Below are 26,216 nucleotides of genomic sequence, written 5' to 3'. Positions count from 1 at the left end.
TTTAACTTCCTTCTTCTTCAAGTTGAGCCTCTCGCTCTCGCAAAGTTGCTTCCAGTTCATGTAATGAAATCTCTCCTTGTTGATAACGCTGTTCTTGCTCTAATACATACAGCACAAAGTTTAAACTCGACAAAAAAAGTTCGGGTCTGTGCGTATTTGCGCGCTTCATTAAAATGAGTGATTCACTTAATTCTGTTAGTGACTCTTGAGATAAGTTTTTAATAAACAATTGCTGAGACATTAATGCATCAAGATACTCGGGGTAGGGCAGGGGGTTATCTCCAAAGAATTGTGCTTTCGAATTTTTCGTCTCAGAGCCCGCCTCATTTTTTTGGTAAAACGCCATCACCGCTTGGCCATAGTCAAGGCTTTCTGTCGCCACTGCTTTTGCAGCATGGAGCAACTTTATTAAATCACGACGCTCTTTTTCATCTTCATGGTAGTTACTAATAGCTATTGCCAATAATACACCAATAAGTGTTGCGACCATGGTAAGTGCGAAGTTACATGCCAGTTCATTGTCTTTTGTAAACTGTCTAAAAGAGGGTATAAAAAGTACGGTACAGCAGGCAATGAGAATGACGGTAGTAATTAAATAAGCCAAAGTGGACACCCTAGTTATATTTATTGTGTGGTGTTTTTTATTACTTTAACAGTCAATGATATGAATTTTAATATAAATTTAAAAGAACAGCTTATTTACGCAGTCACGTTACACACATGCACTCGATGCATTTAAGCGAGTTGAATTAGCCGATACGCGCTTTTATTTTATCGCTATTGACCATCATAAATTGCGCAATTTTTATGACGCTCAGGTAGGTCCTGTGACATCTGTTGATTATTTTTTACTGTGATCTTTGCAACCTTATATGACGTACTCTATGGTTAAAGGCAAGCAGAGTGTCTTGCTACGGAATACGAGGTAAGAAGCACATGATTAAAGGAATTATTTTTGACTTGGATGGGACCTTGGTGACATCCAATTTAGATTTCGCAATGATGAAAGCCCAGCTGGGCTGCCCAAGAGATGAAGATCTGCTCGGGTTTATTGAGGCACTGCCGTCTCCCTACATGCGTGAAGAAGCCATGTCACTCATTCACCAGCATGAGATGCAAGATGCCCATCAAGCAGAGTTTTTACCTGGTGTTAAGCAATCTATTGATGCGCTTCATAGCAAAGGCTTTCCTATGGCCATCGTCACACGTAATTTTGCAAAAGCAGCAAAAATAAAGCTTGCACGATGCAAGATGCCTATTGATATTATTTTGACACGTGATGATGCACCCGCTAAGCCCAACCCAGCGGCACTCAACCTTGTTGCGCAGCAGTGGGGATTAAAAAATAGTGCGTGCATGTATGTCGGAGACTACTTGTACGACATAGAGGCTGCAAACAATGCCAGCATGATATCTTGTTTATACACACCAGAAGTAACACCTGATTACGCGCAGCAAGCAGACATGGTTTTTCGCCACTGGGAAGCTTTTTTACCCTTGATAGAGCAAAACAACGTCAATTTTCAACACCTGTTAGCCTGACATACTCGTTTTATCGTAATAATCCTGTCTTATCACCAAGCTCATGCCCGATAGGGTATAGCCCAACGCGTCGAGTCTTGTTAGAATCTTGTGCAATTGAATTTCAAATAACGAGAATTAAGATGGGTAGAGCATTTGAAGTCCGCAAAAACGCCATGGCAAAAACGGCAGCGGCAAAAACTAAAGTTAACTCAAAATATGGTAAAGAGATCTATGTAGTTGCTAAAAATGGCGGCGCAGACCCTGAAACAAATCTATCCCTTCGTCGTTTGATCGAAAAAGCTAAAAAAGATCAGGTTCCAGCACACGTTATTGATAAAGCCATCGAAAAAGCAGCTGGTGGCGCAGGCGAAGACTACTCACCAGCACGTTATGAAGGTTATGGCCCAGGTAACTGTATGGTTATCGTTGACTGCTTAACTGACAACCCAAATCGTACAATCAAAGATGTACGCCTACCGTTTACTAAAACTGACTCAAAAATTGGTAGCCCGGGCTGTGTAGCACACATGTTTGATCATTTTGCTATTTTAGGTTTTGCTGGCGACGATGATGAAGCAGTGCTAGAAGCATTAATGATGGCTGATGTTGACGTAACTGATGTCGAAGTTGAAGACGGTAAAGTATCTGTATTTGCACCTAACACAGAGTACTTCAAAGCAAAGACTGCATTAACTGAAGCATTTGAAGGTATTACATTCGAAGTAGACGAAATCACATGGATCCCGCAAACTCATGTAGAAATCGAAAACGAAGATGATATTGCTAACTTCGAGAAGTTCATGGGCATGCTTGAAGACTGTGACGACGTACAAAACGTGTATCACAATGCTATCGTTAAAAAATAATAGATAAAATTACTTAAAAAAGCCGGAGTAGATCCGGCTTTTTTTATATTTAAATTTTAAAAATCAAAGGTTCGAGACACTGAAAACGCAATGCGCTCGTCCGATGTATCCGAATCAATTGAAGTATCTTCAGCAGCAATGGCTAAATCAAAGCCCGCTAAGCTGGTGGAGTATGCTATTTCATAGTGATGATAAGAACTGTCCGTGCCATCCCACGTTTCATCTCCGCCGACATAATTAGACACCGTATAACTCAAAGAAATATCGTGATTCTCAGCCACTTCAAATGTATGAGATAAGGTTGTGATGGTATGTTTTTCATCTAAGCCAGCATAATCCCAGCTATACCAGAAATTAAATTCAGTAGTACCGAGTGCATTATCAAAACCAAACTTTGTGTATGCTTCTGGATAATTGCTATCACTGGAGTCATCGCCACCATGGTAACTATAATAAGCAATCCCAGTATCTAGGCTAAGCGACTCAGTAAGCGTCCACGTTCTGCCAAAATAGACGTCGACTTCAACATCTGTCCCATTGTCAAAGTCAACATTTGAAGCCCAAGAGCCAGCATACCAGTTAGTTTCAGAGTTGCTATAATCGAGACTAGCTTGCAGTGCAAAGTCATTTTCCGTTTGGCTAATACCGTTGAATGTATAGTCAGAAGCACCTGTAATAGTCGAGGACCAATCACTTGCAATAACCGTATTAGCTACCAGTAAAGCAGACAGTGTAGACAAAGTGAGTCGCAGATTTTTTTTCATAATATTTATCTCAAACGTACGGTGTTCCCGAACCTATTTAGTTTAAAAGTCATAATTGCGCCGTCTATAAACTTCATTAGCATCAAGTTTAGTGTAACTAACCAGTTAAACAATACGTTTCCTATCGCTAAAAAACACTCTATACATATTCCAACCGGTTAAAATTTCAATAAACGCAATACACAGCACATAGACAGGCTCTATAAAGACGCAAGACTTTATCAGAAATTAACTAAAAAAAATCACAAAAAGTTATATAACTCATTATTTTTAATAACTTAATATTAAATAATCGACAATTTTAACAGCGTCTAATGACATAAAGCTTATAATTTACTCGATACAGATACTATGCCTATATTTTCATTTATAAATTTAAAAAACCTCAATAGTTACGATAAAGAAATAAAAAATTAACAACAAAGGGGTTAAATAGACAAAAAACACCAAAATTAGAGTAATTACTTATGAATATTTCCCGTCGCCAGTTTATTAAAAGCAGCATGATCATCTCGAGCTTAGCATTGAGCCTATGCTATCAGGCTGTACCTTTTCAGAGAATCCTTTTGGCCATGGTGTTGCAAGCGGCGACCCTTTGTCGGATAGCGTGATATTGTGGACTAGAATCACGATACCTAAAGAAGTAAAAGAACGGTTAGATATCAACATATTAACGGTCAAGGTAATTTGGCAAATAGCAACTGATAGCAGTTTTTCTAATATCGTTTCCAGTGGTCATTTCCTCACGAGCCAAGCGCGAGACTTTACTGTAAAAGTAGATGCCAAAGGCCTACATGAAAACACACGATATGTGTATCGATTTATTATCGATGAGCTCGATGAGCTCGATGAGCTCGATGAGCTCGATGAGCTCGATGAGCCAATTATCTCACCAACCGGAAAAACCAAAACCCTGCCAGAATATGATGTCAGCACAATCAAATTAGCGATGGCATCATGCTCTCACTTCAGTTACGGCTACTTTAATGTGTATGCACGTATCGCAGAGATTGCAGACTTAGACGCTGTACTGCATCTGGGTGATTATTTATATGAGTATGGCAATAAAGACATCTACAGAAATCCTTTTTTATGGAATCGTAAAGTCACACCAAATCACGAAATGGTGACATTATCCGACTACCGACAAAGACATGCTTGCTATAAAACGGATACTGATCTACCAAAACTGCATCAAACCCACCCGATGATTTGTATTTGGGATGACCATGAGTTTACTAATGACACATGGCGAGAAGGTGCAAAAAATCATAATGATGGAGAGGGCACATGGCAAGGGCGTAGCCGTGCCGCCATTCAAGCCTACTATGAATGGATGCCAATAAGAGAGCCTCAGCACACTAACAGAGAAAAAGCATACCGCCGTTTTCGATTTGGTAACCTGGCTGAACTTAATATGTTAGACACCCGCTTTATTGGTAGAGATCAACAAGTCGATGTGAAAGACCCAGCACGCCTCGATGAACAGCGCACATTACTCGGCTATGAGCAAGAACAGTGGCTACAAGACAACTTGTTAGATGCCAAACGCAATGGCGTAACATGGCAGTTAATTGGCCAGCAAGTACAAATGATGCAAATTCAGATGCTTGGTAAGCCTATTAATACAGACTCTTGGGATGGATATCCAGCAGCCAGAAACCGACTATTAGATTTTATTGAACACAATCACATCAATAACGCCGTTATATTGACCGGAGATGTGCACTCGTCTTGGGCAGCTAACATCTGCAAAGACCCTTATGACTGGCGAAAATACAACCGTTTTACTCATGATGGTGCCGTCGCTGTGGAAATCGTGACTTCATCAGTGACCTCACCTTCTATTCCTGTGCCGGGACTACAGCAGCTAGTCGGAGACGTTGGCAAAATCTTAATGCCTGAGAACCCACATATTCGCTATATTGATCTCGCAAACCGAGGGTTCGTGACATGGAAATCAACGCAGAACGACTACAAGCCAATTGGCATCACGTGCCTTTTGTTGGCTTCAAAAATGACCAAGTACATATTGGAAAGCGCTTTACTGTATATTCAGGCGAATCCAAACTATGCTAAAACTATCCGGAAAAGCCCGATAAATGGGCTTTTTAAAATTTATTTTAATTTTTTACTTGAAAACTATTTGCCCCGTCCATAGATAGTATTGTGAGGACGCCGACAGGGTCCCAACCAAAACAAATGTTATTTTTTTAGTTTGTTTATCAGTTCAAAAGAAGGGTAAACAAACATTATCGCTTATTAAGAGGATATTATTATGCGCAACGTAGATCTAACTCCACTATACCGTTCATTCATTGGCTTCGATCATTTAGCATCACTCATGGACCGCGCTGCCCACAATGGCAAGCAGGCAAGTTATCCACCATATAACATCGAAGCACTAGACCAAGACAAGTACCAAATCACCATGGCAGTGGCTGGGTTCAGCGAAGATGAACTTCACATAGAGTCAGAGAACAATACGCTCAGAATCAAAGGCCAGAAAGTCAATAAAGATGACAGTGCAGAGCGTAAATTTATACACCAAGGCATCGCTGAACGTAATTTTGAACAAAGCTTCCAATTAGGAGATCATGTTCGAGTCATTGGTGCAGAATTAGAAAATGGTTTGCTGGTCGTCAAATTAGAAAGAGAAGTCCCAGAAGCATTAAAGCCAAGAAAAATTGAAATTAGCAAAGGCAAATTGCTCGAAAACGAGCGCTAATCTCAGCAAGCAACCTATTTGATTACCCCTGGATAAAGTCGCTATGTGCGGCTTTTTCTGTTGCCGTAAACCCCCTTTACAAACTGTCACTCATCGCTTTCTTTCAATTCCACACAGTTCACTATCTGAACATGACTTTGCAGCTTCCTCAGTGCCTTTAGCACCTTGCTCCGAGTGTGTTCTGTCACCGCACTGTTCTTTATACTCAATTGAGTCCTGTATATTGTCATATATATAAGCAACTGATGAAAATGCAGCAGAAGTAGCGGCCACCAAGGCAGGAATATAAATATCACTCGGATAATAAGGCGTCACATTTGACGCTTCATCAGCAAAGACGATGACATCAATATCCGTTTTTTCTCGCACAATATCACAGTGCTCATCTAAGTAGGCCGTTTTTTTCGGTGCAAAAACGCAACCACTCAAACCAACTGCAACCGCTAACACTACACTTTGTTTATAGTTTTTCAAAACAACCTCACACATTCCAATTGAACATTGAATATAGCAGGCTCGATAAACAAAGTTTGTAACAATGTGTAGACTATTTAACCAACGACTTAGGGGCTGAAGATCTAATAATATATCTAAAAAGGGTTTAAATTGAGCAGGGTGGGGCTGATAAAGTTATTCAATTGAAAAAAGTAAATTAAAACAAGCAACACCTAAAGTTGCGATATAGTGCTCGGCACACTAGGTTTGCACCGAGCCTCACAATCAACTTTACAATACGTCTTTGCTACATAAATCCATGTTTGCTTTATCTTTAAGCTTTAAGCAATACATAGAGGTTTCGTTCACTTCAATACCATTAATCATAAAGGTTGAGAACCAGCCAAAAACTAACACCAAAGCCACGATTGCATACTTTTTATATGGAGGTAATGTTGTCATGTTTAATACCTTACTACTATCTTGTCGGCCTTCTACTGTGGCCAAATAAATCTTGAAATTAGGTGCCAACTGCTTGTATCCAGCTAGGTGGGCACCTTGTAAAAATTAGCGATATACGCGAACGTTTCTGACTTCACCTTTGAACGGATAAGTGTTCTTTGGTGTAGAGCCAACGCTAAGTGGCACGTCATTTTGCTTTGGTAGCACAATGCTCTTGCTACCCATTGACTGACCATCAATGCTCAGTGATAAAACGTTGCCCTCTAACTGCATTTCAAGTTTGTGCCATTGACCATCAGCAAAATTACCAGCATTGACGCCTTTGCCATTGATGCGCGCACTGATCACACCTTCTTTGTTTACTTGGATATAATACGCGTTTTGTGTACCGTAATTGCCTTTCGATAACATGAAACCCGTTTTAGTTGTGCTGAAATTATCGTATTTAAACTCAAGCTCGATCTTGCTGAATTGGTCGATGTCACCAAGCTCAATGCGCTGATCAACGCCATTAAATGTGCCTTGGTATTCACCATACACTTTACCGTCTTGCCCTTGACCTGACAGGTCACACACACTGCCTTTCAATGACCAAGCACCAATTAAATTGTCGCCAGTCACTTTTATTGCACAGCGGCGTTGCTGTAACTGTTGCGCGTATAAACTTTCGATATCAGTGTGACTTTGCACATGTGCTTGTGGCTTATCAGCCAAACTTGTGTCATATCTTTGCTGACTCTCAAAGCCATTAAAACCAGCACCTTTTAAGCCAACTACATATGGCATGATCACACGACCATACTTGCTGTCGTGGCGCATAAACGCCCACTTATCAATAGACTCGTTTTGTGCTGTATTGGTGATGTTCCAAAATACTAAATGCTTAAGGTGGTTAGGCTGTGCACCGACAGAGCCGCCCATAAAGCCATAATTCCAACCGCCAGTACTGTTTTCAATTAAATTGCTGTAAGGCATATTGGCATGCAAGTTATGGAAACGATCAGGAGAGTGCGTTGATCCAGAAATTACGTTACCCGCAGCTTTATGAGAAAAGCCCGCTGCATGCCAGTGCTCAGCTTGATCATCAATGTTTTGTGCCAAAACATGGGTCGATGCATTAATGTCTAAGCTGATATGGCCTGGGTTACCCGTAAACGCTAAGTCTTTTAGGGTCATCGCAGCACTGTTTACCACAGAAACGCCTTGGTTTAAGTCGATAAACTCCACGTTTTTAAGCCATGCATGCGCAACGCGAGAGAAACGAATAGCGCTCCAACCACCATCATGCACACCACTTTTATGATGTTTAAATGCTTCCTGCCAATTACCTTGAATTGTTAGGTTTTCAACACCGATATTTTGCACCAGTCGTGCTTGTTTCAAGCCCCAGTACCCATCGTTTTCAACATCATGATGAATAACCGCAGCGAATGTCACTTCATTACCTTCAATGGCAGTAATTTGATGAAACTCTTGTGAGCGAACCCCTTTTTTGATCATGCCCCACTTACCATCTAACTTATAAGGTGATAATGCTTTGGCAATCGTCTCTGGGCGAGGGTCAAAACGAGACAGTTGTACCCACTGACCGACTTTAAGCAAAGATGTATCACGAACTTGCACAGAACGTGAAGATTGTCTTGGGTGGCTAGAAGTAATATCAGTAATAAAACGTTCTTTGCTAGGAGAGGTTACCGACTCGCGCACACTTTTCACTTTTGGGTCGCGGTTAGCGTAGTTATAACCAATCTCAAATAGATACGGACTAGTCCACATTTTGTTTGGATAAACCAAATCTAAATGCTGATCCATTTTTAAAATACTTAGTTGGCTCTCACCACGCAATATCATGTTGCCACGTGATATCTTAATAGTTGCGCTTTCACGGCTCTTACGACCTTCAACAGTATCGGACTTATCTATGTCTGCAACATCAGACAAAGTGTTCAAATCATACGTACCGTTAGGGAAATAAATAACTGCGCCTTTACCACCTTCATCGATGTGCTTTTCAGCTGCTGCAATGGCATCACGTACCGCCTGCTTGTCAGAACGGCCAGGGGCGATATCTGCGCCGTAGCCAGTTACATCAAAAATACGGTAGCCAAGTTCATTGACACTCGGGATCGTTTGGTTTGAGAACTGGTATCCCGCGTATGAAAAGTTAGAGATGATCTGATCATCTGCTATTTGCGTGTTAGGATCTCTCAGATCTGATTGTGATGATCTAGACTCTAGGTAGCTATGCCAGAAATCGTTTGCATAGCTTTGCATTGGAAGCCAACCTGTCGCAGCACATAGTGCAACTAGTAACGGTTTATTAGAAAGTGTTTTCATATCTATCCTCAAATAACTACGTTCAGTAGTGGTATTGAGTAGATCTGGCAGTCACATCCATCTTGAATATTCACAGTATCCCTAACTATGAAGCAACCCCGCTATCGTGTGCATTGCATGAATATACAGCGCATTTAGACCGGAAGCTTTGCGTCCTAGGCTTTCACCTAGTTTGCCAGTAACTACAGTTTGTGTAAATTTCAGGAGGAATGTATAGGAAGGTTCCAAATTGGTCAAACACAAATTAGAGCAAAAATCCTAATCCGTTGTACAAACAGGAATTATAAATTATTAAACTTATGTGACAGATAAAATATTCCCTTTTAAAGGTACCGATATCAGCGTATTAAGCACTGTTTTGTGTACAAAGTACGCGGATTTTTAGATCTATGAAAGCTCAAATGCAGATTATTGCAATGAAGTCGTTAGCATAATTATTCACCAATATAAGCGTCTTTTATAAGGCAGGGAACTTCACGGTTATGCAGGCACCTCCTAGCTCAGCGCAAACACCCGCAAAGATTTCCCCTCGATAGCGCGCAATAATTTTGGCACTGAATGCTAAACCAATCCCAAATCCAGTGCAGTGCTGGCGGTTAAGCCTGACAAACGGTTTAAATACTTCAGCCGCTTTGCTCTCATCAATGCCGTTTCCATCATCACTTATTGCAACCACATACTCATTTTTCTCTTGCGTTACCGTTACCACACAACGGCTATGTCCATACTTCAGCGCATTATCAATGATATTAGAGATAGCCATAGTAAAATAACGTTGATCAACATGAATGAACGCTTGTTGCAATATGATATTCAGCTCAACGGCACCATCAAAAGAGAGGTCAACCAAGTTAGGGAGTGCCGTGACCAGATCAAGCGGCTGAGGAGTAGCCTCATCTAAACTATGCTGTAATCTAGCAAAATCCAACATATGGATCAGCAAGCCTTCCATATCATCTAATTGCTGGTTTACGCGCGCTTCGTATTTGGTCCTAAGCGCTTCATCTTGTGTTTCGACAATGGTATCTAGGCCCATGCGTATTCGAGCCAATGGCGTCCTTAACTCATGGGACAACCCGCCCGCAAGTAATTTAATATCATCCATAAGCAGGTTAATCTTATTTGCCATCTGATTAAATGACAGCTCAATATCTCGAATATACCAAAGCGTGCCCACCTTTAACCTTACATCTAATTGGCCATCACCAAATTTGGCGGCTGTATCGCTTAAATGCATTAGCCGACGAACAAAAGGGGTTAAGAAAAGCACTAAAATGATGACAAGAAGAAAGTAAAAAATAAGCGTTAAAGAAAGGCGGTAACTATCTTGTTCGGCCAACTTATCATACTGATAAACCAAAATAGTCTGATCACTGGTCAACAGATGAACTTTCACGTGATCCTGCGTCTCAAGGAATACAGGCTCTTGTTTTTGAAGCTGCTGTTGCAATTGAATCGGTAAAGGGTACTCATCTACAGAGTAAAGGCGCACAGATGCATTGCGATCACCTAGCGTTCTCTGCTGAAGTTGTTTATCGAAAACGAGATGACTTTCTTGAGATGCCATCATCTTTAATAATGGCAATGCCAAAGCAAGTTGCTCTGATACATCGGATTGTGCAGACTCCTCCGAGGAATAGAGGACATCAAATACCTGACCCAGGGCTATGCTTGCGATGATCAGCACACTCACAAGCGCAATGACAAACCGCCACATTTAAATAGACTGCCTTCGAGATAATTCCATTACCAAGTATCCTTAGACAGCTGATAGCCCTTGCCCCACACAGTGGCTATTTTGTACGGCGCTTCTTTATCGCCGAGTTTTTTCCGTAACCGAGATACGCGCAAATCTATGGTGCGATCAAAGCCGTCATACTCAAAACCTCGCAGCTCTTGCACTAAATCCTGACGTGTTACGACGCTCCCGGCGTGCTTAGCTAGCACCCATAAGACATCAAACTCATTGCTTGATACTTGAATATTTTGACCACCGAGTAGCACTTGTCGATTACCCACATCGACCTCAAGGGCACCGATCACTAACTTTTCATCATTAACTTCTTTAGTCACTGTGGCACGCCTCAGCAAGGTCCGTATTCGGGCTTCCAATAACCGGCCTCTCACCGGCTTTGTTAAATAGTCGTCAGCACCCATTTCTAGGCCTAAGATTTCGTCAATTTCTTCATCTCTGGCCGTCAACATTAGAATCGGCGTTTGCATTAATTGCCTCAGCGCTTTGCACACATCTAAGCCGTCCATACTGGGTAGCATGCCATCTAAAATAATGAGATCGGGCTTGGTCTTTTGAATCGCTTCAAAACCAACTAACCCATCATGATAAACATCAACATGGTACTGTTTTGCGCTTAGATAATCGGCTATCCACTGGGCCAATTCGATATCATCTTCAACTAAAGCAACCTTGCACTGGCTCATCTACACATCCTTAAAACATTCTCCATCGTACCGCTTTGCTTTTTCTTTTTTTATAAATCCAAGCGTATTCTATTGTTTTGGTGAAGATAATTTCTTCACTGCCGTTTTTTAGGCTGACTGCTAAATTATCTGTCATCATAATTTCGCTTTTCCATTTTCCATGTGCAACGTTTTGCCAGCAATGCAACTGCTGCTCGTTGGCAAATAAACAATAGTTACCGATACTGTTCGTTTGCCAGCTCGCAAAAACATCGATATAGCATTCTTGTCCCTGCTCCAATGCAACACATTGCTCAGGCTTAATGGTAAACTGTGGCTCGTTAGAGGCTGCTAATGCGAGGGCTGGCGTAAGGAAAAAAACAGCAATATATTTTTTCATTTCGCCTCCTAAAACACGTAGCTCATGGTAACGCTAATATGGCGACCAAGCCTGCTACGATTGGAGATGGTGTTAAGCGCATCTAACGAATACGGACTATCGTCTATACTGGTGGCGTAATCAGTCAGACCAATAGCGCCATCAACCACCCAGCGCTTGCCAACTGGCGTCGTAAAGCCCAACTTTAATTTAGTGTTCACCCCACCAGAGGCTTGATAAGGATCTACTCTTGCTGATTTGTAAGGCACACCATAGTAATAATTAAGTATAGCGCTGTTACGATATTGAAAGCCGACCGAACTATAAAAGTGCCAATTTTTATGTTGCCATGATTTCGCAACCCAAAAAGAGGCGTAAGCCCCTCCATCATATTCACTATTGTCCGCTTTAGGCGCAAGGATGGTTTGAATTTGATAGCTGCCAATGGCGCCAGTGACACGAAGCCCTAAATACCCAGTCAAATCCCGCTCATCATATGCATTTGATACATATCCATAGTACGATATGTGCGCATGCGCAGCAGAAAAAATGACATCAAACTCCCACTGGCTGGAATTATAAAGGTTGTAGCCCATCGCCCATTGCGGCTCAAATTTACTGTCGCTCCCAGGCACTTCAACAAAAAGTCCATTTTCAAAGTAATAATTGCCGTTTATATTTAAAATTGGTCGGGTAGCAATATTTGTAAGTAGCCCCCCGCCATAAGAAGCACCAAAACCTAACGACAGGAACCCGCCTGCTTCGCGCTTATTTGAAAACCCTTCCCAGAAGCTAGTCTCTTCTTCTGCGTAAACGGCTGGAAAATGAAAAATTGAAGCAGCCAAACATATGGGCATCCACTTTCTTTTAGAGTACATAGCAGTTTCTTATCTTTATTATTAGCTAACTAATGTATTGAATTTATAGAAAAATAGCGTGTGGAATTATAACAAACTGTATCAATTTGTATCTAACACCAAATCATCAAAATAAGATAGGTAATTGGAAAGGGGGTTTACAAAAGTGCTCTGTCTAAAGTAACTCAGAGCACTTAACAGAGAAAGATTAATGAGTCTGTTTTTTCAGTCTACGATAATAATGTAACAGGGGTTCCGTGTAGCCATTAGGTTGTTGCTTTCCTTCAAGTACAAGCGAAACGGCAGCTTGGTATGCGAGATTATTTGAATTTGGGTGACCATCTGTACACATGGGGACGTAATTGGGATCATGGCTATTTTGACTGTCGACCACACTCGCCATTTTCACAAATGTCGCCAGCACCTGCTCTTGAGTACATATTTGATGTTCCAACCAATTGGCAATGTGTTGGCTGGAAATCCTTAATGTCGCTCTATCTTCCATTAATCCAACATGAAATATATCAGGTACTTTTGAACACCCTATTCCTTGATCAATCCAGCGCACCACATATCCCAATATACCTTGAATATTATTGTCCAGCTCTGCTTGTATATCAGAGAGAGATAGAGGCATATTGTCTTGTAGTAAAGGAGGCGTGAGTAATGCATCTAAACAATGACTTTGATGATTGAGCAAGGTGTTTTGTAATGCCTGAACATCTATTTCATGATAATGAATTGAATGAAGTGTTGCAGCGGTCGGGGAGGGCACCCAAGCAGTGCTTGCGCCAGCTTCTAATTGCGCCCCTTTTGCATTCATCATGTTTGCCATTTCGTCAGGCTTGGGCCACATACCTTTACCAATTTGAGCGCGACCTTTAAATCCGCAGGCTAATCCGACTTCGACATTCTGTCGCTCATATGCAGAGATCCAAGGTTGGGCTTTGATATCTTCCTTAGGCTTCACAGCACCTGCAAGCATTGAAGTATGAATTTCATCACCTGTTCGATCTAAAAATCCGGTATTGATAAATACAACACGCGCCTTAGCGGCCTCAATACACGCTTTTAAATTCACCGATGTGCGACGCTCCTCATCCATGATCCCCATTTTTATGGTATTTTCAGGTAATCCAAGCATGTGCTCTACTTGGTCAAATAATTCAGCAGTAAAAGCAACTTCCTCCGGTCCATGCATTTTAGGCTTCACTATATTAATGCTGGCTGTTTTACTATTTTTATAAGGACTATTTCCCTGTAAATCATGAAGCGCTGCGGTCGAGGTTACAACGGCATCCAAAATACCTTCATACACTTCATTGCCATCCGCATCAAAAACGGCAGGCGTTGTCATTAAATGCCCAACATTTCGAACAAACATCATGGCTCGTCCGCTCAAAGTCAATAACGACCCATCAATGGCATGATAGTCCCTATCCTCACTTAAACTTCGAGTTATTTGCTCGCCATTTTTTTCAAAGTGCAAAGCAAGGTTGCCCTTGTTTAAACCTAGCCAGTTTCGGTATACCAAAACCTTATCTTCAGCATCAACGGCTGCCACTGAGTCTTCACAATCCATAATCGTGGTCAGTGCAGACTCCAACATAACGTCTTTAATCCCTGCCTTATCGACTTTCCCGATCGGATCATCATGATCAATACAGATCTCAATGTGCAACCCATGATGTTTCACTAAGATCACAGCTGGATTTTGCAACTGCCCCTGAAAACCTATCAATTGAGATGGGCTTGCAAGCTGCACTTGGCGACTATCATTTAAAGTGACGATTAATGCTCCATTAACTATGCCATAATGGGTACTTTCTATGTGAGAGCCTGCGCTCAGAGGCAGTACTTTATCGAGTAACTGCCTTGCATAGGCCATTACTTTAAAGCCACGTACAGGGTTATATTTACTGCCCTTTTCAGCACCATCCTCTTCGCTAATTAAATCAGTCCCATAAAGCGCATCATACAAAGATCCCCACCTTGCATTGGCGGCATTTAATGCAAAACGCGCGTTGTTCACAGGTACCACGAGTTGCGGTGCCGCAACGTGGGCAATTTCCGGCTCAGATACTTCAGTCGTTATTTGAAAGTCTTGAGGCTGAGGTAAAAGGTAGCCTATCGATTCTAAAAATGTCCGATACTTTTTAGCACCCCAAACTGGGTTTTGAACATGGTAATTATCTATCTGGGCTTGCAGTTTATCGCGCTTATCGAGCAAAGCATGGTTCTTTGGTGAGAGCTTGGTCACAATACTTGCTAAACCTTGCCAAAAAGCATCAGAGCTTATTGATAAACCATCAAGTAGCTCCTGATCTACAAAGTCATAAAAGTCAGCATCAATAGTCAGCCCTGCCTGTTTCACAGTTGCATTCATAGCTATGTTCCTAGTGCAATTTTTTTGAACGGGTTATTCAAAAATAAAGCAATTTGTCCAAAAACAAACCCCTTAAGCCATTCATAATAAATATACTGACAATAACAACTATAAATTTAAAAAATTTTAAAAGCCGTTCTAGTGTTTAATTAAGCCGCAGCAACTCTCACACAAACGCTTTGGCACAACCACTTTAATTTAGTGTACAACTCGTTCGAAGGATATTTATCATGAGCAATTATCAGTCTCAAATTGACCGCTTTACTACCCTATGTACAACCAAAGATCATAACTGGCAATCTATTAACCCTGAATATGCCAGCAGAATGCACTTGCAAAACCGCTTCAAAACAGGGCTAGATATTGCCAAGTACACCGCCAAAATCATGCGTGAAGACATGGCTCGCTATGACGCAGACCCAAAACAATATACGCAATCTCTTGGCTGCTGGCATGGCTTTACTGCACAACAGATGATGATGGCAATTAAAAGGCACCAAAAAACAACAAAGGGTGCTTATGTCTATCTTAGTGGCTGGATGGTCGCTGCGCTGCGTTCTGAATTTGGCCCCTTACCTGACCAAAGCATGCACGAAAAAACCGCGGTGCCTAAATTAATTGAAGAGATTTATACATTTTTAAAGCAAGCTGATGCGAGAGAACTCGACCATTTGTACAAGGCACTCGATGATGCTAAAGCAAAAGGTCAAGATACGAGTCAATTACAGTCTCAGATAGATAACTTTGAAACGCATATTGTGCCAATTATTGCTGATATCGATGCAGGATTTGGTAACGAGGAAGCGACCTACTTATTAGCGAAACAAATGATAGAAGCGGGCGCTTGTGCAATCCAAATTGAAAACCAAGTCTCAGATGCCAAACAATGTGGCCACCAAGCTGGTAAAGTGACCGTGCCACACGAAGACTTTTTGTCAAAAATCAATGCTGTGCGATATGCATTTTTAGAGCTCGGTGTTGAAGATGGCATTATTGTCGCCAGAACAGACTCTCTGGGTGCAAGCTTAACGCAAAAAATCCCTGTCTCTAAAGAAGCGGGGGACATCGCTAGTCAATACACCGCATTTTTGGATACACAAGTCATTCATGACATAGACCAATTACAAGATGGGGATATGGCAATAAAACTAAATGGCCAACTACAAAAACCAGTGCGTCTAGGCAATGGCCTATACCAGTTTAAAGAAGGCACTGAAAAAGACAGAGTTGTATTGGATTGTGTCACTAGTTTGCAAGCCGGCGCTGACCTACTTTGGATTGAAACTGAAAAACCTAACGTTGAGCAAATCGCTGAGCTTGTGAATCGTATTAGAGAGCAAGTACCTAACGCCAAGTTAGTATATAACAATTCTCCGTCTTTTAATTGGACATTGAAATTCCGTGAACAAGCTTACGAGGCACTCAAGTCACAAGGCAAAGATCTATCATCTTACCCAGACCCATCACTTGACCCGCAAGCACTCATGGCACCAGAGCTAGATTCAACTGAGCTGGCAAAAATAGCCGATGAAAAAGTAAAAAGCTTCCAGCTAGATGGCGCGACTCATGCTGGTATATTCCATCATCTAATTACTTTACCAACCTACCATACTGTAGCACTTAGCACTGATATTCTCGCAGAGGGGTATTTTGGTGACTTAGGTATGCTGGCATATGTCAGAGATGTTCAAAGACAGGAGATACGCCGAGAGCAAGCTTCAGTCAAACACCAAGACTTGGCGGGTTCTAATATTGGTGATACGCATAAAGAGTACTTTAGCGGAGACAATGCGCTTAAAGCGGGTGGTGAAGCCAATACGATGAATCAATTTTAAATAGTTTAATCCCAACTTGGGCCTGCTGGGCCCTTTTCTACATCACATCTTTATTAAATCAAGCAGCAGTTAGATCACACTTTTACTTACTAGCCCATATACAGATCAGAAATATACTAGCGTGCATGCTCAATACAGATCTAAAGTATAAATTTGAGTAACATGTCAATTTTTAACCCAAAATAAGTCATTAAATCGCTCAATTACTCAGTGAATAACAACAATTACCTTATCACTGTCATTATAAAGCAAATTTTTACCAACTATGCCTACCCCTCGAGATCTACTTTTTACTAACTGTTTTCTTTGCTAAATCATAATTTTACTAACGCATTAAAGCTTAGAGCACAATTTTACTTACTCATTCCCTGTAAACCCCCTTTACATGATCCATATTTGTCACACATTTGTTGCATAGGATGCAACCGTCTTGATTTAACTTGAAAAAATATGAAAAAAATATTCGTACCTTTGCTTTTAACTTGCATATTATCTACCAATACAGCCTCAGCAAGTATAGATATTGATGAATTAAAGCAACTTGAAAAGCAAGGGAAATATCAAATTGCTTTGGACTTGATTGAACCTTGGCAATTAGAAAATTTATCTCAAGACAAAGCATTGGAAGTGTTATTAATTCAAGCCGAAATCTATCGAAAGCAAGGACTGTTCGAGAAAGCTATATCGACCCTTAACCACATTGAGCAGAATCATTATTTAGATACTCAGTTAATACGCACGATTAATAATGAAAAAGGCATTAACTATCGTCGCATGTCGCGGCTTGAAGAAGCGGAAGAACATTATTATAAGGCCTTAAAAGCCGCTCAAGAGCTGAATGACAAAACACTTATAGGTCTGGCATACAGTAATTTAGGTACATTGTCTGATCATAGAAGTGAATTAGCGCAAGCAATGCAGTTTCAGTTAAAGGCACAAAGTTACTTAAAAGATAGTAATAATCACAGTATCAAAGCGAGTAACTTTTATAATTTAGGTGATATTTCGGTCAGGCTTGATGATTATGATCAGGCAGAAATATTTTTCCGTTGGGCGTTAGGTGAAGACAAAAAAGATGGAAATATTGTGGCTATAGCAGACAGTGCATTGCGTCTATCCCAAGTATCTTTTAAAAAGAATAACCATCAAGTCGCTATTGATAATATATATGATGCACTGAAATACTTGAAACAGACCAACGCAAATGAGAGTTTATCGCGTGCCTATCACATGCTTGCTAGCAGCTATATAGAATTAGAACAAGGAGATGCTGCACTTATCAATGCACATCTGAGCCTAGATTTTGCAAAAAAAGCACAAAGCCAAATACAGATGATCTATGCACATATAAGCGTATCCCAAGCCTATTTGTATCTAAAACAACCTCATATAGCTAAAAACTATATTCAAGAGTTGCAAAAGCTTATTAACTCAGAGCACCATAGCCCATTGGCAATTTATTTTCACGAGGTCTCCGCCGATCTCGCTCACCAAAATGGTGATTTGGAGCTAGCATACAAGCATATTTATCAAGCATTTAATTTCAACAAAGCAATTGGAGAAGAGTTCAATAATCAAAAGGCAGAAGCCTATCGTAATAGCATAAGTAGCCTAGTACAGCGACAACAGCTCGAAGTCTCAGAAAAAGAAAAGGCTCTTGCGCAAAGTGAGCTAAAACATACCAAGCTTATGCAAAAGTCATGGTTAATAGCGGGACTATCAGCGTTGTTTATATGCTTACTTTTAACCTATATCTACTTTATTAAGCACCGAAGTGCGAACCTAGCAGCAAAGCTTTACCAGCAAAATTTAAAACAAAAAGAAAAAATGCTTGCTGATATCTCTCATGAACTCAGAACACCACTGAGTGTCTTAAAGCTACATATAGAAGCACTCGAGCATGGCTTGTTTGAAGATAATAATAAGGCTTATGGCAAAATCAACGAAAAAATATCTCAGCTAAACTCTTTGATAACCGATGTATATCAACTTTCTCAAGCGGAGAACAATGCAATTGCTTTAAACCAGCAAATCCAATGCGTTCAAACTTTATCGCAAAATTATAGTTATGATATTAAACGCATGACTGAAAACCACGCCTTAACATTTAGCAGTGAAATCAGCATTCCTGAAGGTTCGACTATCAATATCGATAAACCCAAACTAGATAGGGTTGTCGATAACTTGTGTAAGAACACGTGTTTATACACAGACAGTCCAGGAAAAGTGGTATTTAAAATGTATCAAGATAAACATCATCTCAATATACAAATTGAAGACTCGTCACCAACAGTAACAGACGAAGAGCTCCCAAAACTGTTTGAGCGATTATATCGTGTTGAGAGCTCTCGAAGCAGGGCAACCGGCGGGTCTGGTTTAGGTCTTTCGATTTGCAAAAGCTTAGTAGAGCTCATGTCGGGAAGCATTGATATAAAACGCAGTAATCTTGGCGGATTGGATATCTCAATCGCTTTACCACTTAAGTAAAACATGACCGAGAAAAAGCCACTTATTCAAAATCGTGGCTTTTTTAATCTTGTAAGCAAAAAACAAATCAATCCTAAAGTACTAGTTTTATAAATTTATCACACCAACTGATCCGAGCACTATAACTTCCATTTTGATCCATTTTTTATCCACATTGCCCTGTTTTAATAAGCAACATGAACGGGAGGAATTTACTTATGACACAGCGTACAATGAAACACAATGATTGGGTCAAAATTGCCGAGAGAAAAAGGCATAGGAATAAAGTACGACCTAAAAAAAATGTATTACCTTTTTGGTCTTTGCTGCTAGCTGGATTTATCATTTTGGCTTCAGCATGGAACTACTGGGTAGACAATAAGCCACATTCTGTTGTACATGCTGAAATAAGTCACGATGCCCAAACTCGTATTGACCGCTATTTTTCTAAGCAATACATGATGGGTAGCTGGAAGCTAAGTCGTATCAATTTCAACGACGGTGAATTGAATGTTTTTGTTCAAATCCCAACACCATTAGCTATGACCAGCACCGAAATTAAAAGCTATATAAAGCAATCTCTTTGTCCACATCCAAAGAGTACCGTATGGAATGATGTGAAAAATAACTCACTCTTTATCTACCTTTACTCTGATAAGCCAAGAAATGGCGATTATGCGCTGTGTACAAGATAAATTAAGCAATAAATAAAAAGGGCGAAAGCCCTTTTTTTGTGCCTATTACTTTAGTTCTAACTTCGCCTTTTCAAGCATTTCTTCTGGCAGCTCTTTGGTGACCGAAACCCCTAGCTCTTTGAATTCAGAAGCTTGCTTAATTAAGTTCCCTTTTCCAGTATACAGTTGTCCAACCGCTTTATCGTAGGTCTCTTGTGCTTTATCAAGCTGCTTGCCAACACCTTCAAGGCTATGTAAAAAGCTATTGAGCTTGTTATAAAATTTTTCGGCTCTGAGTGCCAGTTCTTTGCTGTGTTTGCTTTGTTCTTCGAAGCGCCAAAGCTGTTTAACGATATTCAAGCTCGTTAGCAGAGTAGTAGGGGTGGCTACGAGTACTTTATTTTCTAAAGCATACTGATAAATATCAGGCTCGTATTTAATTGCTTCTACAAAAGCAGATTCAACAGGGATAAACATGATCACAACTTCTGGCGAGTTCAGTCCTGGCAAACGTTCGTAAGACTTATCGCCCAGCTCTTTAACCCTTGCTTTCACCGCACCTACATGTTCTTTTATTGCTTGCTGTGCCGATACCTCGTCCTGTGCATTGACATATCTTGTGTACGCATTCAAAGATGTTTTCGCATCCACAACCAAATGGCGGCTTTGTGGTAAATACACGATGACATCAGGGCGGTATTTTCCCTCTGATGTGGTGAAACTGACTTCACGCTTATAATCATACCCAGGCCTTAACCCCGCACTATCTAACACATTTTCCAGCATTAACTCACCCCAATTACCTTGGGTTTTAGTTTGTCCCTGCAATGCCGTCGTCAGTTTGCTTGCTTGATCCGTCATGGCTTGGTTGTTAGCTTGTAAGTGAAGTAGCTCTGTTTTTAAGGCCGCTCTTTGCTTTAATTCTTCACTGTGGATCGCTTCCATTTTGTCTCGGAAACCTTTAATTTCCCCCTGAACAGGACTCAGGATTGTTTGAATTTTTTCCTGACTATGGCGGGCAAATTGCTGACTCTTCTCTTCAAATAGCTTACTTGCTACATTCTCAAACTCTTGTTTAAGCGTGTTTTTAGCCTGCTCTAACTGCGCAATTTGCGCGTCAAATGCTAGTTGCTTTTCAGTAAGTTTAGCTTCCATATCTGTCAGCTGGAGTGCCAGTTGGTGCGCTTCCTCTTGAGATTGTTGTGCTTTATTTTGAGCCTGCTGCCACAAACCGTAATACTCTTTAACTTGAGCATGTTTCTCTGCAAGCCTTGCCTGATATTGCTGAGCCTCTCCGTGGGTTTTTAGCTGAAGTTGCTGCGCCGCATTTAGGTTGTCTTTAAGTTCATCATGGGCCTGCTGAAGTGCATCGATTTTTGCCTGGGACATTTCATGCAGTGTCCGTGATTTTTGTTTTGACAGGTGGATAATAATAAAAAAGCCAATACTGGATATCGTGGTACCTAAGCCTAAAAGTACCAATATGGTTTGCCAACTCAGGGCAGAAAAACCACTTAAAAGCATAGTGTGACTCTAACAATTAATTCTTGTTAAATCATACCTTAGAGTGGAGTTTTAAGCACTGATAACCAAGAGATATATAGAATAAAAATAGGTGCCAGCAGATGATAGCACCCGTAGGAAAGGGGAATTAGCTGTTAATATGCTGCTCGTTGAATCGATAACCAGCACCATAAACTGATTCAACAATTTTTGGTGATATCTCGATGTTTTTAATCTTTTTACGTATATTTTTTATATGGCTATCGATAACACGATCAGAGATATCAAAATTATCTGGTTGTATATGATCAAGAATTTGCTGACGTGAAAAGACACGATTTGGCGCATTGTAAAGCATCGCAAAAACATCAAACTCAACTTTAGTTAAGCTTAAGGATTGCCCTTTTAGAGAAACCAATAATTGTGACTCATTCACCTCAATGTCTGGTGCTTCTGAAGTCTGCGGAGCACTGCAACGACGCAATATCGCTTTGATACGCATGACCAGCTCAGCCGCGCTAAAAGGCTTACAAACATAGTCATCTGCACCATACTCAAGACCTTTAAGTCGATCGGCCTCAGATACTTTCGCAGTGAGCATGACTATGGGCACCATAGAAAATTCGCGAATCTGTTTCATACACTCAACACCATCTTGATTGGGCAACATTATATCCATCAAAATAGCATCTGGGCTGTTTTCTCGCACCCAGTCAACCACGTCTGCACCGTCGGCAATGTGTGTTATCTCAAAGCCTGAAGCCTTGAAAAACAGCATAACTTGTTCTGCAATATCAAAGTCATCTTCGACGATCAAAATGTGGTTTTTGTCTTCCATTAGTTTCTCTTGTTAGCTTTTAATACTCGCAGTTGCTTTTTTACCTGCTTTTTAAGATTTGCTGAAAGCGTATCATCAAAGAGCAAAGTCGTTAAAATACTCGTCAAGTCTTCAGAACTTGCAACTTCATTAATGAGATCATAGTCGCACAGCGATTGTGGTTCAATAAAGTTTAACTGCGAAATCGTATTTTCATAGCACAACATAATAACCCACCTTTAGTCCAATTCATTTGGTTTTCGTTTTCCTATGAGTGTATTAAAGTGAAAGAATGTGGATCAAATGTGGAACAAAGCAATAAATGAAGGCAAATGCCATTACACTGTATTACACCAAGTATGTTTTATTACACCAAGTATGTTTTATTACACCAAGTATGTTTTATTACAAAGCCACATAAAAAGAAAAACCAGCTCAATTGAGCTGGTTATTACAAATACGTAAATGTAATTAATAAGGGGGAAATCAACATGTGCTCATTGCTGAATGTAAGCTCACAATGTGCAATTAAATAGACACGCCTTATTTGAGTTAGTTCAAAAAAATTTTAATTTTTTATCAATTCGAGCATTTGTGCTTCATTAAACTCATTCAAATTGACACCTGTATCAGCAAACAAAGCATCCACTAAGGCCTGCTTATCTTTTTGCATTTGATATACCTTCTGCTCAATTGAGTTCGCTACAATCAACTTGTATACAAATACAGGTTTATCTTGGCCAATACGATACGCTCTGTCAGTTGCTTGATTCTCAACAGCAGGGTTCCACCATGGGTCAAAATGGATCACTGTATCTGCTTGTGTTAAATTCAAACCTGTTCCACCTGCTTTGAGTGAAATTAAAAAGACATCCACTTCACCCTCAGTAAAGCGTGCAATTGCCTTGTCCCTTTGTCTAGTTTGTCCAGTGAGCATGGTGAAAGGAATTTCAATCTCATTGCAAAGCGAGGAGATCATATCCAGTACAGTGGTAAACTGACTAAAAATAATGATCTTGCGGCCTTCTTTTAACAAGATAGGTAAGTGCTCTTCTAACCACTTAAATTTAGCACTTTGTTGATATGCTCCGGCTTTATCAACAAGCTCAGGATGACAACAAATTTGCCTCAGTTTAAGCAGCGCATCTAAAAATACCAGCTTACTACTTTCAACGCCTTGCTCTTTAAATAAGTCAATTAAACTGCTCTCTATCTGGCCTTGCACGTGTTGATACAAAGACGCTTGTTCAGGCATGAACTCAAGCTTTTTAATAAGTTCGGTTTTCGCAGGTAGTTCACGAACAACTTCTGATTTGGTTCGACGTAAAATAAATGGTGCAATTAGGGATTGGAGTTCTTTGGCGCGCTTGCTGTCTCGATCTTTTTCAATGGGAAGTTGAAAGTTTTGCTTGAATTGTTGTTTAGTACCAAGTACATCTGGCATAACAAAATCAAGTAAAGACTTAAGCTCCATTAAATTATTTTCAACCGGTGTACCACTCATACACAGCTTAAACTCAGCTGATAATTGTTTTACACATTTTGAAATTTGAGCAGTCTCGTTCTTAATGTACTGCGCTTCATCAAGTACTATAGAGTCAAACTGTAACTCTGAATAATGAGCGAGATCTCGTTTTAATAAAGGATATGTTGTAATGATAAACCGTGCATTAGCAACTTGGTTGAGCTGCTTATCTCGATTACTGCCATGCACCGTTAAAACGGGCAAATGTGGTGCAAACTTCTTAAATTCGTTTTGCCAATTTCCAACAAGAGAGGTCGGACAAACAATTAAAGAAGGTTTTGTCACCAAGGTGTTATGTTGCGAGATGAAATAGGCGATAACTTGCAGAGTCTTACCTAGTCCCATGTCATCTGCCAATATCCCCCCCAATTGATGACGGTTAAGAAACTTCAACCAACTTACGCCTTGTAGCTGATAGTCTCTTAACGTAAACCTCTCTTGGCTGCCGCCTAATAATGACTCGTTGTCGTTAATTGGTTTGTTTAGCTCACTAAGGTAGTCCAAGAGGCGAACATCATCAGAGACGCTCTCCACTGCATCTAACTCAAACAAGCGCTTGGCATACGACAAAGGGAATTTAAATTGGGAACTAGATAAATAATAGCTAAAGCGTGATTTTAGCAGTAGCAATTCTTCATAAACGTCTTTAGAGACAGCATAGTACTGCTGTGCAATTTGAATGTACTGAAAGACATTCGCAATTGAGTTGACCTCATGACAAGGCGCTTTATCCCAGTCGAGAAGAATTTGCCTGTCATCAAACATTACCTTACCAATAACATGATGTTTTTTATCACGTTTAAGTTGAAGAGTAACCTTAGGTACTAACACTTTTTTGGTTTGATGAATTTCCTCAACTTGCCACATCTTTCTTTGCAAGTAAGGGCGAACTTCACAGTTATACCAATGATGAGAAACTTCATCTTCTACTGGCAATTTAAAGCCTTCACTTTGTGCTTCGAAGCCAAGGCCTAACAGCATTTTTTCACAGCGATTAAGCTGCTTTTCTGTCGAATACTTTTGGGCAGAATTAAACAACGTCAATTGTAAGTGCGTATACTCGCCATCGTTAACAGACAATTTGGCAACCAACTTATCTTTGTCAATTAGCTGCTCATAGCCTTGCGGTGGCGGTATAACATTATCTGCGAAGATATCTTGAAAGCGTTTAATGACCGCTTCGATTTTATCTTTCTGAATACTGGGCATTGTATGCAAATGAGCGATTTCCTGCGCACTTAATTCCGACTCAATTCGCCCTAGCAGCATGTTTTCAGTATCAAGATAAACAGGTGGATCAGACTTAATTAGCAACCATTGCTCTACATCAGACAAATGACTAACAAGCTTAAAACTATCGCTTTCATTCTGCCATGAAAAATCCAAGTGCTGCATATGGCCAAATTGTAGTGGTTTACGGCTATTGCCAAAGAAGCAGCGTTTCGTAGCTGTCAGCTGCTGTAACGCTGCGAATCCCCACTTACCTGACAACTCAAAATGACCAGGCGTATTTTGTGACCTCACCCAGCTAAATAAGCGATAGTCACTTTCTAAAATATCTTTAGGCGGAACATGCGCGTTGAGTTGCTTCTCACTCAGCACTCGACCGAGAGGGTAATGCCCATCAGGTTTGTGTGGTGACATCTTAGGGTTGAGTAAAACTTCGTTACCTCTATGTTCCAAGACAAATAACAACACATTTGAAGCATTCAAATCAGAAGATTGTTGCAAAGAAGATAGCTCGTTGAACCAGTCGTTGACTAAGAAAGATTCACCAAACCCACCTGAGTGTTCAACTTTTAACTTTAGCAACACAGCAGCTATATGTCGGCATTTAGGGTTATTAGAACAAGAACATTGCGCCTCGACAGAAGGTGCTCCCTTAACAAGCTCAATCTTAATATGCTGTGTAAAGGTATTACCAAAATTACCTAAAACTTGAGCATCTATTTTTGAGAAGTCTTCACTGTGTTCCAAAAAAGATATTTGATCATCATTTAGATACTCTTTAGCTTTCGCTAACATGGCAGAATTAAAATACTGCTTCAAAAAGCGATCAGACAAAGGAAACTGAGAAGACTGTTCCTGTTTAATTTCTTCAAATAAAGCTAATAGTTGCTCTTTAGATAACTGCGAGGACATTATTCTAACAAGTAATAAAACGTAAAGGACCAGTATATGAAATTACTGATTTGAGCTAAAGAGCCAATTGGGACTAAATTATGAAAAATTGACTGGTT

21 protein-coding genes and 1 riboswitch are annotated in these 26,216 nt (G+C 40.4%); of the genes, 7 read left to right on the top strand and 14 right to left on the bottom strand.

Annotated elements, in window-relative coordinates:
• Position 1: 1 nt before the first annotated feature.
• The gene (locus N477_RS00135) at positions 2-604 is read right to left on the bottom strand and encodes a hypothetical protein (protein ID WP_063364217.1); all 603 of its coding nucleotides are present in this window, start codon (positions 602-604) and stop codon (positions 2-4) included.
• Positions 605-936: 332 nt separating this feature from the next.
• On the opposite strand from N477_RS00135, the gene N477_RS00130 reads away from it, so the two are divergent.
• Positions 937-1,542, top strand: coding sequence for an HAD family hydrolase (locus tag N477_RS00130; protein WP_063364218.1), 606 nt, complete (start codon positions 937-939; stop codon positions 1,540-1,542).
• A 122-nt stretch (positions 1,543-1,664) separates the two neighbouring features.
• Positions 1,665-2,390 carry a YebC/PmpR family DNA-binding transcriptional regulator gene (locus tag N477_RS00125; protein WP_039610508.1) on the top strand — a complete coding sequence of 242 codons (726 nt, stop codon included), beginning with the start codon at positions 1,665-1,667 and terminating at the stop codon, positions 2,388-2,390.
• Between the two features lie 56 nt (positions 2,391-2,446).
• On the opposite strand, the gene N477_RS00120 is transcribed toward N477_RS00125, so the two are convergent.
• On the bottom strand, positions 2,447-3,154 hold the full coding sequence (locus N477_RS00120; protein ID WP_063364219.1) for a TorF family putative porin: 708 nt from the start codon (positions 3,152-3,154) through the stop codon (positions 2,447-2,449).
• 532 nt (positions 3,155-3,686) lie between these two features.
• Between N477_RS00120 and N477_RS00115 the strand changes: the two genes are divergently transcribed.
• Positions 3,687-5,315 (top strand): alkaline phosphatase D family protein, encoded by a 1,629-nt coding sequence (locus N477_RS00115; protein ID WP_231098173.1) that lies wholly within the window; start codon positions 3,687-3,689, stop codon positions 5,313-5,315.
• A 117-nt stretch (positions 5,316-5,432) separates the two neighbouring features.
• Positions 5,433-5,882, top strand: coding sequence for an Hsp20 family protein (locus tag N477_RS00110; protein WP_063364220.1), 450 nt, complete (start codon positions 5,433-5,435; stop codon positions 5,880-5,882).
• A 90-nt stretch (positions 5,883-5,972) separates the two neighbouring features.
• On the opposite strand, the gene N477_RS00105 is transcribed toward N477_RS00110, so the two are convergent.
• The 8 genes from N477_RS00105 to N477_RS00075 form a co-directional block, all read right to left on the bottom strand.
• Entirely contained in the window at positions 5,973-6,356 is a 384-nt protein-coding gene (locus tag N477_RS00105; RefSeq protein WP_155731745.1) for a hypothetical protein, read from the bottom strand.
• A gap of 252 nt (positions 6,357-6,608) precedes the next feature.
• On the bottom strand, positions 6,609-6,779 hold the full coding sequence (locus N477_RS25845; RefSeq protein WP_155731744.1) for a hypothetical protein: 171 nt from the start codon (positions 6,777-6,779) through the stop codon (positions 6,609-6,611).
• A 105-nt stretch (positions 6,780-6,884) separates the two neighbouring features.
• The gene (locus N477_RS00100; protein ID WP_063364222.1) at positions 6,885-9,116 is read right to left on the bottom strand and encodes a DUF4955 domain-containing protein; all 2,232 of its coding nucleotides are present in this window, start codon (positions 9,114-9,116) and stop codon (positions 6,885-6,887) included.
• Positions 9,117-9,204: 88 nt separating this feature from the next.
• A riboswitch (cyclic di-GMP riboswitch) is annotated at positions 9,205-9,303 on the bottom strand.
• 270 nt (positions 9,304-9,573) lie between these two features.
• Positions 9,574-10,833, bottom strand: a complete 1,260-nt coding sequence (locus N477_RS00095) for an ATP-binding protein (protein ID WP_063364223.1) — start codon at positions 10,831-10,833, stop codon at positions 9,574-9,576.
• A 29-nt stretch (positions 10,834-10,862) separates the two neighbouring features.
• Positions 10,863-11,555: a response regulator transcription factor gene (locus N477_RS00090; protein ID WP_063364224.1), complete on the bottom strand. Its 693-nt coding sequence runs from the start codon at positions 11,553-11,555 to the stop codon at positions 10,863-10,865.
• 10 nt (positions 11,556-11,565) lie between these two features.
• Positions 11,566-11,934, bottom strand: coding sequence for a DUF3019 domain-containing protein (locus tag N477_RS00085; protein WP_063364225.1), 369 nt, complete (start codon positions 11,932-11,934; stop codon positions 11,566-11,568).
• A gap of 8 nt (positions 11,935-11,942) precedes the next feature.
• A complete protein-coding gene (locus N477_RS00080; protein WP_081216633.1) occupies positions 11,943-12,791 on the bottom strand; it encodes a MipA/OmpV family protein in 849 nt (282 codons plus the stop codon).
• A gap of 187 nt (positions 12,792-12,978) precedes the next feature.
• The gene (locus N477_RS00075; RefSeq protein WP_063364227.1) at positions 12,979-15,156 is read right to left on the bottom strand and encodes a malate synthase G; all 2,178 of its coding nucleotides are present in this window, start codon (positions 15,154-15,156) and stop codon (positions 12,979-12,981) included.
• A 230-nt stretch (positions 15,157-15,386) separates the two neighbouring features.
• Between N477_RS00075 and N477_RS00070 the strand changes: the two genes are divergently transcribed.
• The 3 genes from N477_RS00070 (at position 15,387) to N477_RS00060 (ending at position 20,152) form a co-directional block, all read left to right on the top strand.
• Entirely contained in the window at positions 15,387-16,991 is a 1,605-nt protein-coding gene (locus N477_RS00070; RefSeq protein ID WP_063364228.1) for an isocitrate lyase, read from the top strand.
• 450 nt (positions 16,992-17,441) lie between these two features.
• Entirely contained in the window at positions 17,442-19,478 is a 2,037-nt protein-coding gene (locus N477_RS00065; RefSeq protein ID WP_063364229.1) for an ATP-binding protein, read from the top strand.
• A gap of 197 nt (positions 19,479-19,675) precedes the next feature.
• A complete protein-coding gene (locus N477_RS00060; RefSeq protein WP_063364230.1) occupies positions 19,676-20,152 on the top strand; it encodes a hypothetical protein in 477 nt (158 codons plus the stop codon).
• A gap of 45 nt (positions 20,153-20,197) precedes the next feature.
• Here N477_RS00060 and rmuC read toward each other — a convergent pair whose 3' ends face one another.
• From rmuC to N477_RS00040, 4 genes are all read right to left on the bottom strand, one after another.
• Positions 20,198-21,655: a DNA recombination protein RmuC gene (gene rmuC / locus N477_RS00055; RefSeq protein WP_063364231.1), complete on the bottom strand. Its 1,458-nt coding sequence runs from the start codon at positions 21,653-21,655 to the stop codon at positions 20,198-20,200.
• A 127-nt stretch (positions 21,656-21,782) separates the two neighbouring features.
• Positions 21,783-22,472 (bottom strand): response regulator, encoded by a 690-nt coding sequence (locus tag N477_RS00050; RefSeq protein ID WP_063364232.1) that lies wholly within the window; start codon positions 22,470-22,472, stop codon positions 21,783-21,785.
• A complete protein-coding gene (locus N477_RS00045; RefSeq protein WP_063364233.1) occupies positions 22,472-22,678 on the bottom strand; it encodes a hypothetical protein in 207 nt (68 codons plus the stop codon). Before N477_RS00045 ends, N477_RS00050 begins: the two co-directional genes overlap by 1 nt.
• Before the next feature lie 341 nt (positions 22,679-23,019).
• Positions 23,020-26,118 (bottom strand): DEAD/DEAH box helicase, encoded by a 3,099-nt coding sequence (locus tag N477_RS00040; RefSeq protein ID WP_063364234.1) that lies wholly within the window; start codon positions 26,116-26,118, stop codon positions 23,020-23,022.
• Positions 26,119-26,216: the final 98 nt, after the last annotated feature.

The organism is Pseudoalteromonas luteoviolacea H33-S, assembly GCF_001625695.1.
Classification (GTDB): Bacteria; Pseudomonadota; Gammaproteobacteria; order Enterobacterales; family Alteromonadaceae; genus Pseudoalteromonas; species Pseudoalteromonas luteoviolacea_B.
The sequence above is the reverse complement of the archived record's forward strand: the minus strand, read 5'-3'. Positions and strand labels throughout refer to the sequence as shown.

Excerpts from the sequence above, each read along its gene's own strand:
- N477_RS00130 (WP_063364218.1), top strand. The coding sequence starts at position 937 with ATGATTAAAGGAATTATTTTTGACTTGGATGGGACCTTGGTGACATCC.
- N477_RS00125 (WP_039610508.1), top strand. The coding sequence starts at position 1,665 with ATGGGTAGAGCATTTGAAGTCCGCAAAAACGCCATGGCAAAAACGGCA.
- N477_RS00120 (WP_063364219.1), bottom strand. The coding sequence starts at position 3,154 with ATGAAAAAAAATCTGCGACTCACTTTGTCTACACTGTCTGCTTTACTG.
- N477_RS00115 (WP_231098173.1), top strand. The coding sequence starts at position 3,687 with ATGCTATCAGGCTGTACCTTTTCAGAGAATCCTTTTGGCCATGGTGTT.
- N477_RS00110 (WP_063364220.1), top strand. The coding sequence starts at position 5,433 with ATGCGCAACGTAGATCTAACTCCACTATACCGTTCATTCATTGGCTTC.
- N477_RS25845 (WP_155731744.1), bottom strand. The coding sequence starts at position 6,779 with ATGACAACATTACCTCCATATAAAAAGTATGCAATCGTGGCTTTGGTG.
- N477_RS00100 (WP_063364222.1), bottom strand. The coding sequence starts at position 9,116 with ATGAAAACACTTTCTAATAAACCGTTACTAGTTGCACTATGTGCTGCG.
- N477_RS00095 (WP_063364223.1), bottom strand. The coding sequence starts at position 10,833 with ATGTGGCGGTTTGTCATTGCGCTTGTGAGTGTGCTGATCATCGCAAGC.
- N477_RS00090 (WP_063364224.1), bottom strand. The coding sequence starts at position 11,555 with ATGAGCCAGTGCAAGGTTGCTTTAGTTGAAGATGATATCGAATTGGCC.
- N477_RS00085 (WP_063364225.1), bottom strand. The coding sequence starts at position 11,934 with ATGAAAAAATATATTGCTGTTTTTTTCCTTACGCCAGCCCTCGCATTA.
- N477_RS00080 (WP_081216633.1), bottom strand. The coding sequence starts at position 12,791 with ATGTACTCTAAAAGAAAGTGGATGCCCATATGTTTGGCTGCTTCAATT.
- N477_RS00075 (WP_063364227.1), bottom strand. The coding sequence starts at position 15,156 with ATGAATGCAACTGTGAAACAGGCAGGGCTGACTATTGATGCTGACTTT.
- N477_RS00070 (WP_063364228.1), top strand. The coding sequence starts at position 15,387 with ATGAGCAATTATCAGTCTCAAATTGACCGCTTTACTACCCTATGTACA.
- N477_RS00065 (WP_063364229.1), top strand. The coding sequence starts at position 17,442 with ATGAAAAAAATATTCGTACCTTTGCTTTTAACTTGCATATTATCTACC.
- N477_RS00060 (WP_063364230.1), top strand. The coding sequence starts at position 19,676 with ATGACACAGCGTACAATGAAACACAATGATTGGGTCAAAATTGCCGAG.
- rmuC (WP_063364231.1), bottom strand. The coding sequence starts at position 21,655 with ATGCTTTTAAGTGGTTTTTCTGCCCTGAGTTGGCAAACCATATTGGTA.
- N477_RS00050 (WP_063364232.1), bottom strand. The coding sequence starts at position 22,472 with ATGGAAGACAAAAACCACATTTTGATCGTCGAAGATGACTTTGATATT.
- N477_RS00045 (WP_063364233.1), bottom strand. The coding sequence starts at position 22,678 with ATGTTGTGCTATGAAAATACGATTTCGCAGTTAAACTTTATTGAACCA.
- N477_RS00040 (WP_063364234.1), bottom strand. The coding sequence starts at position 26,118 with ATGTCCTCGCAGTTATCTAAAGAGCAACTATTAGCTTTATTTGAAGAA.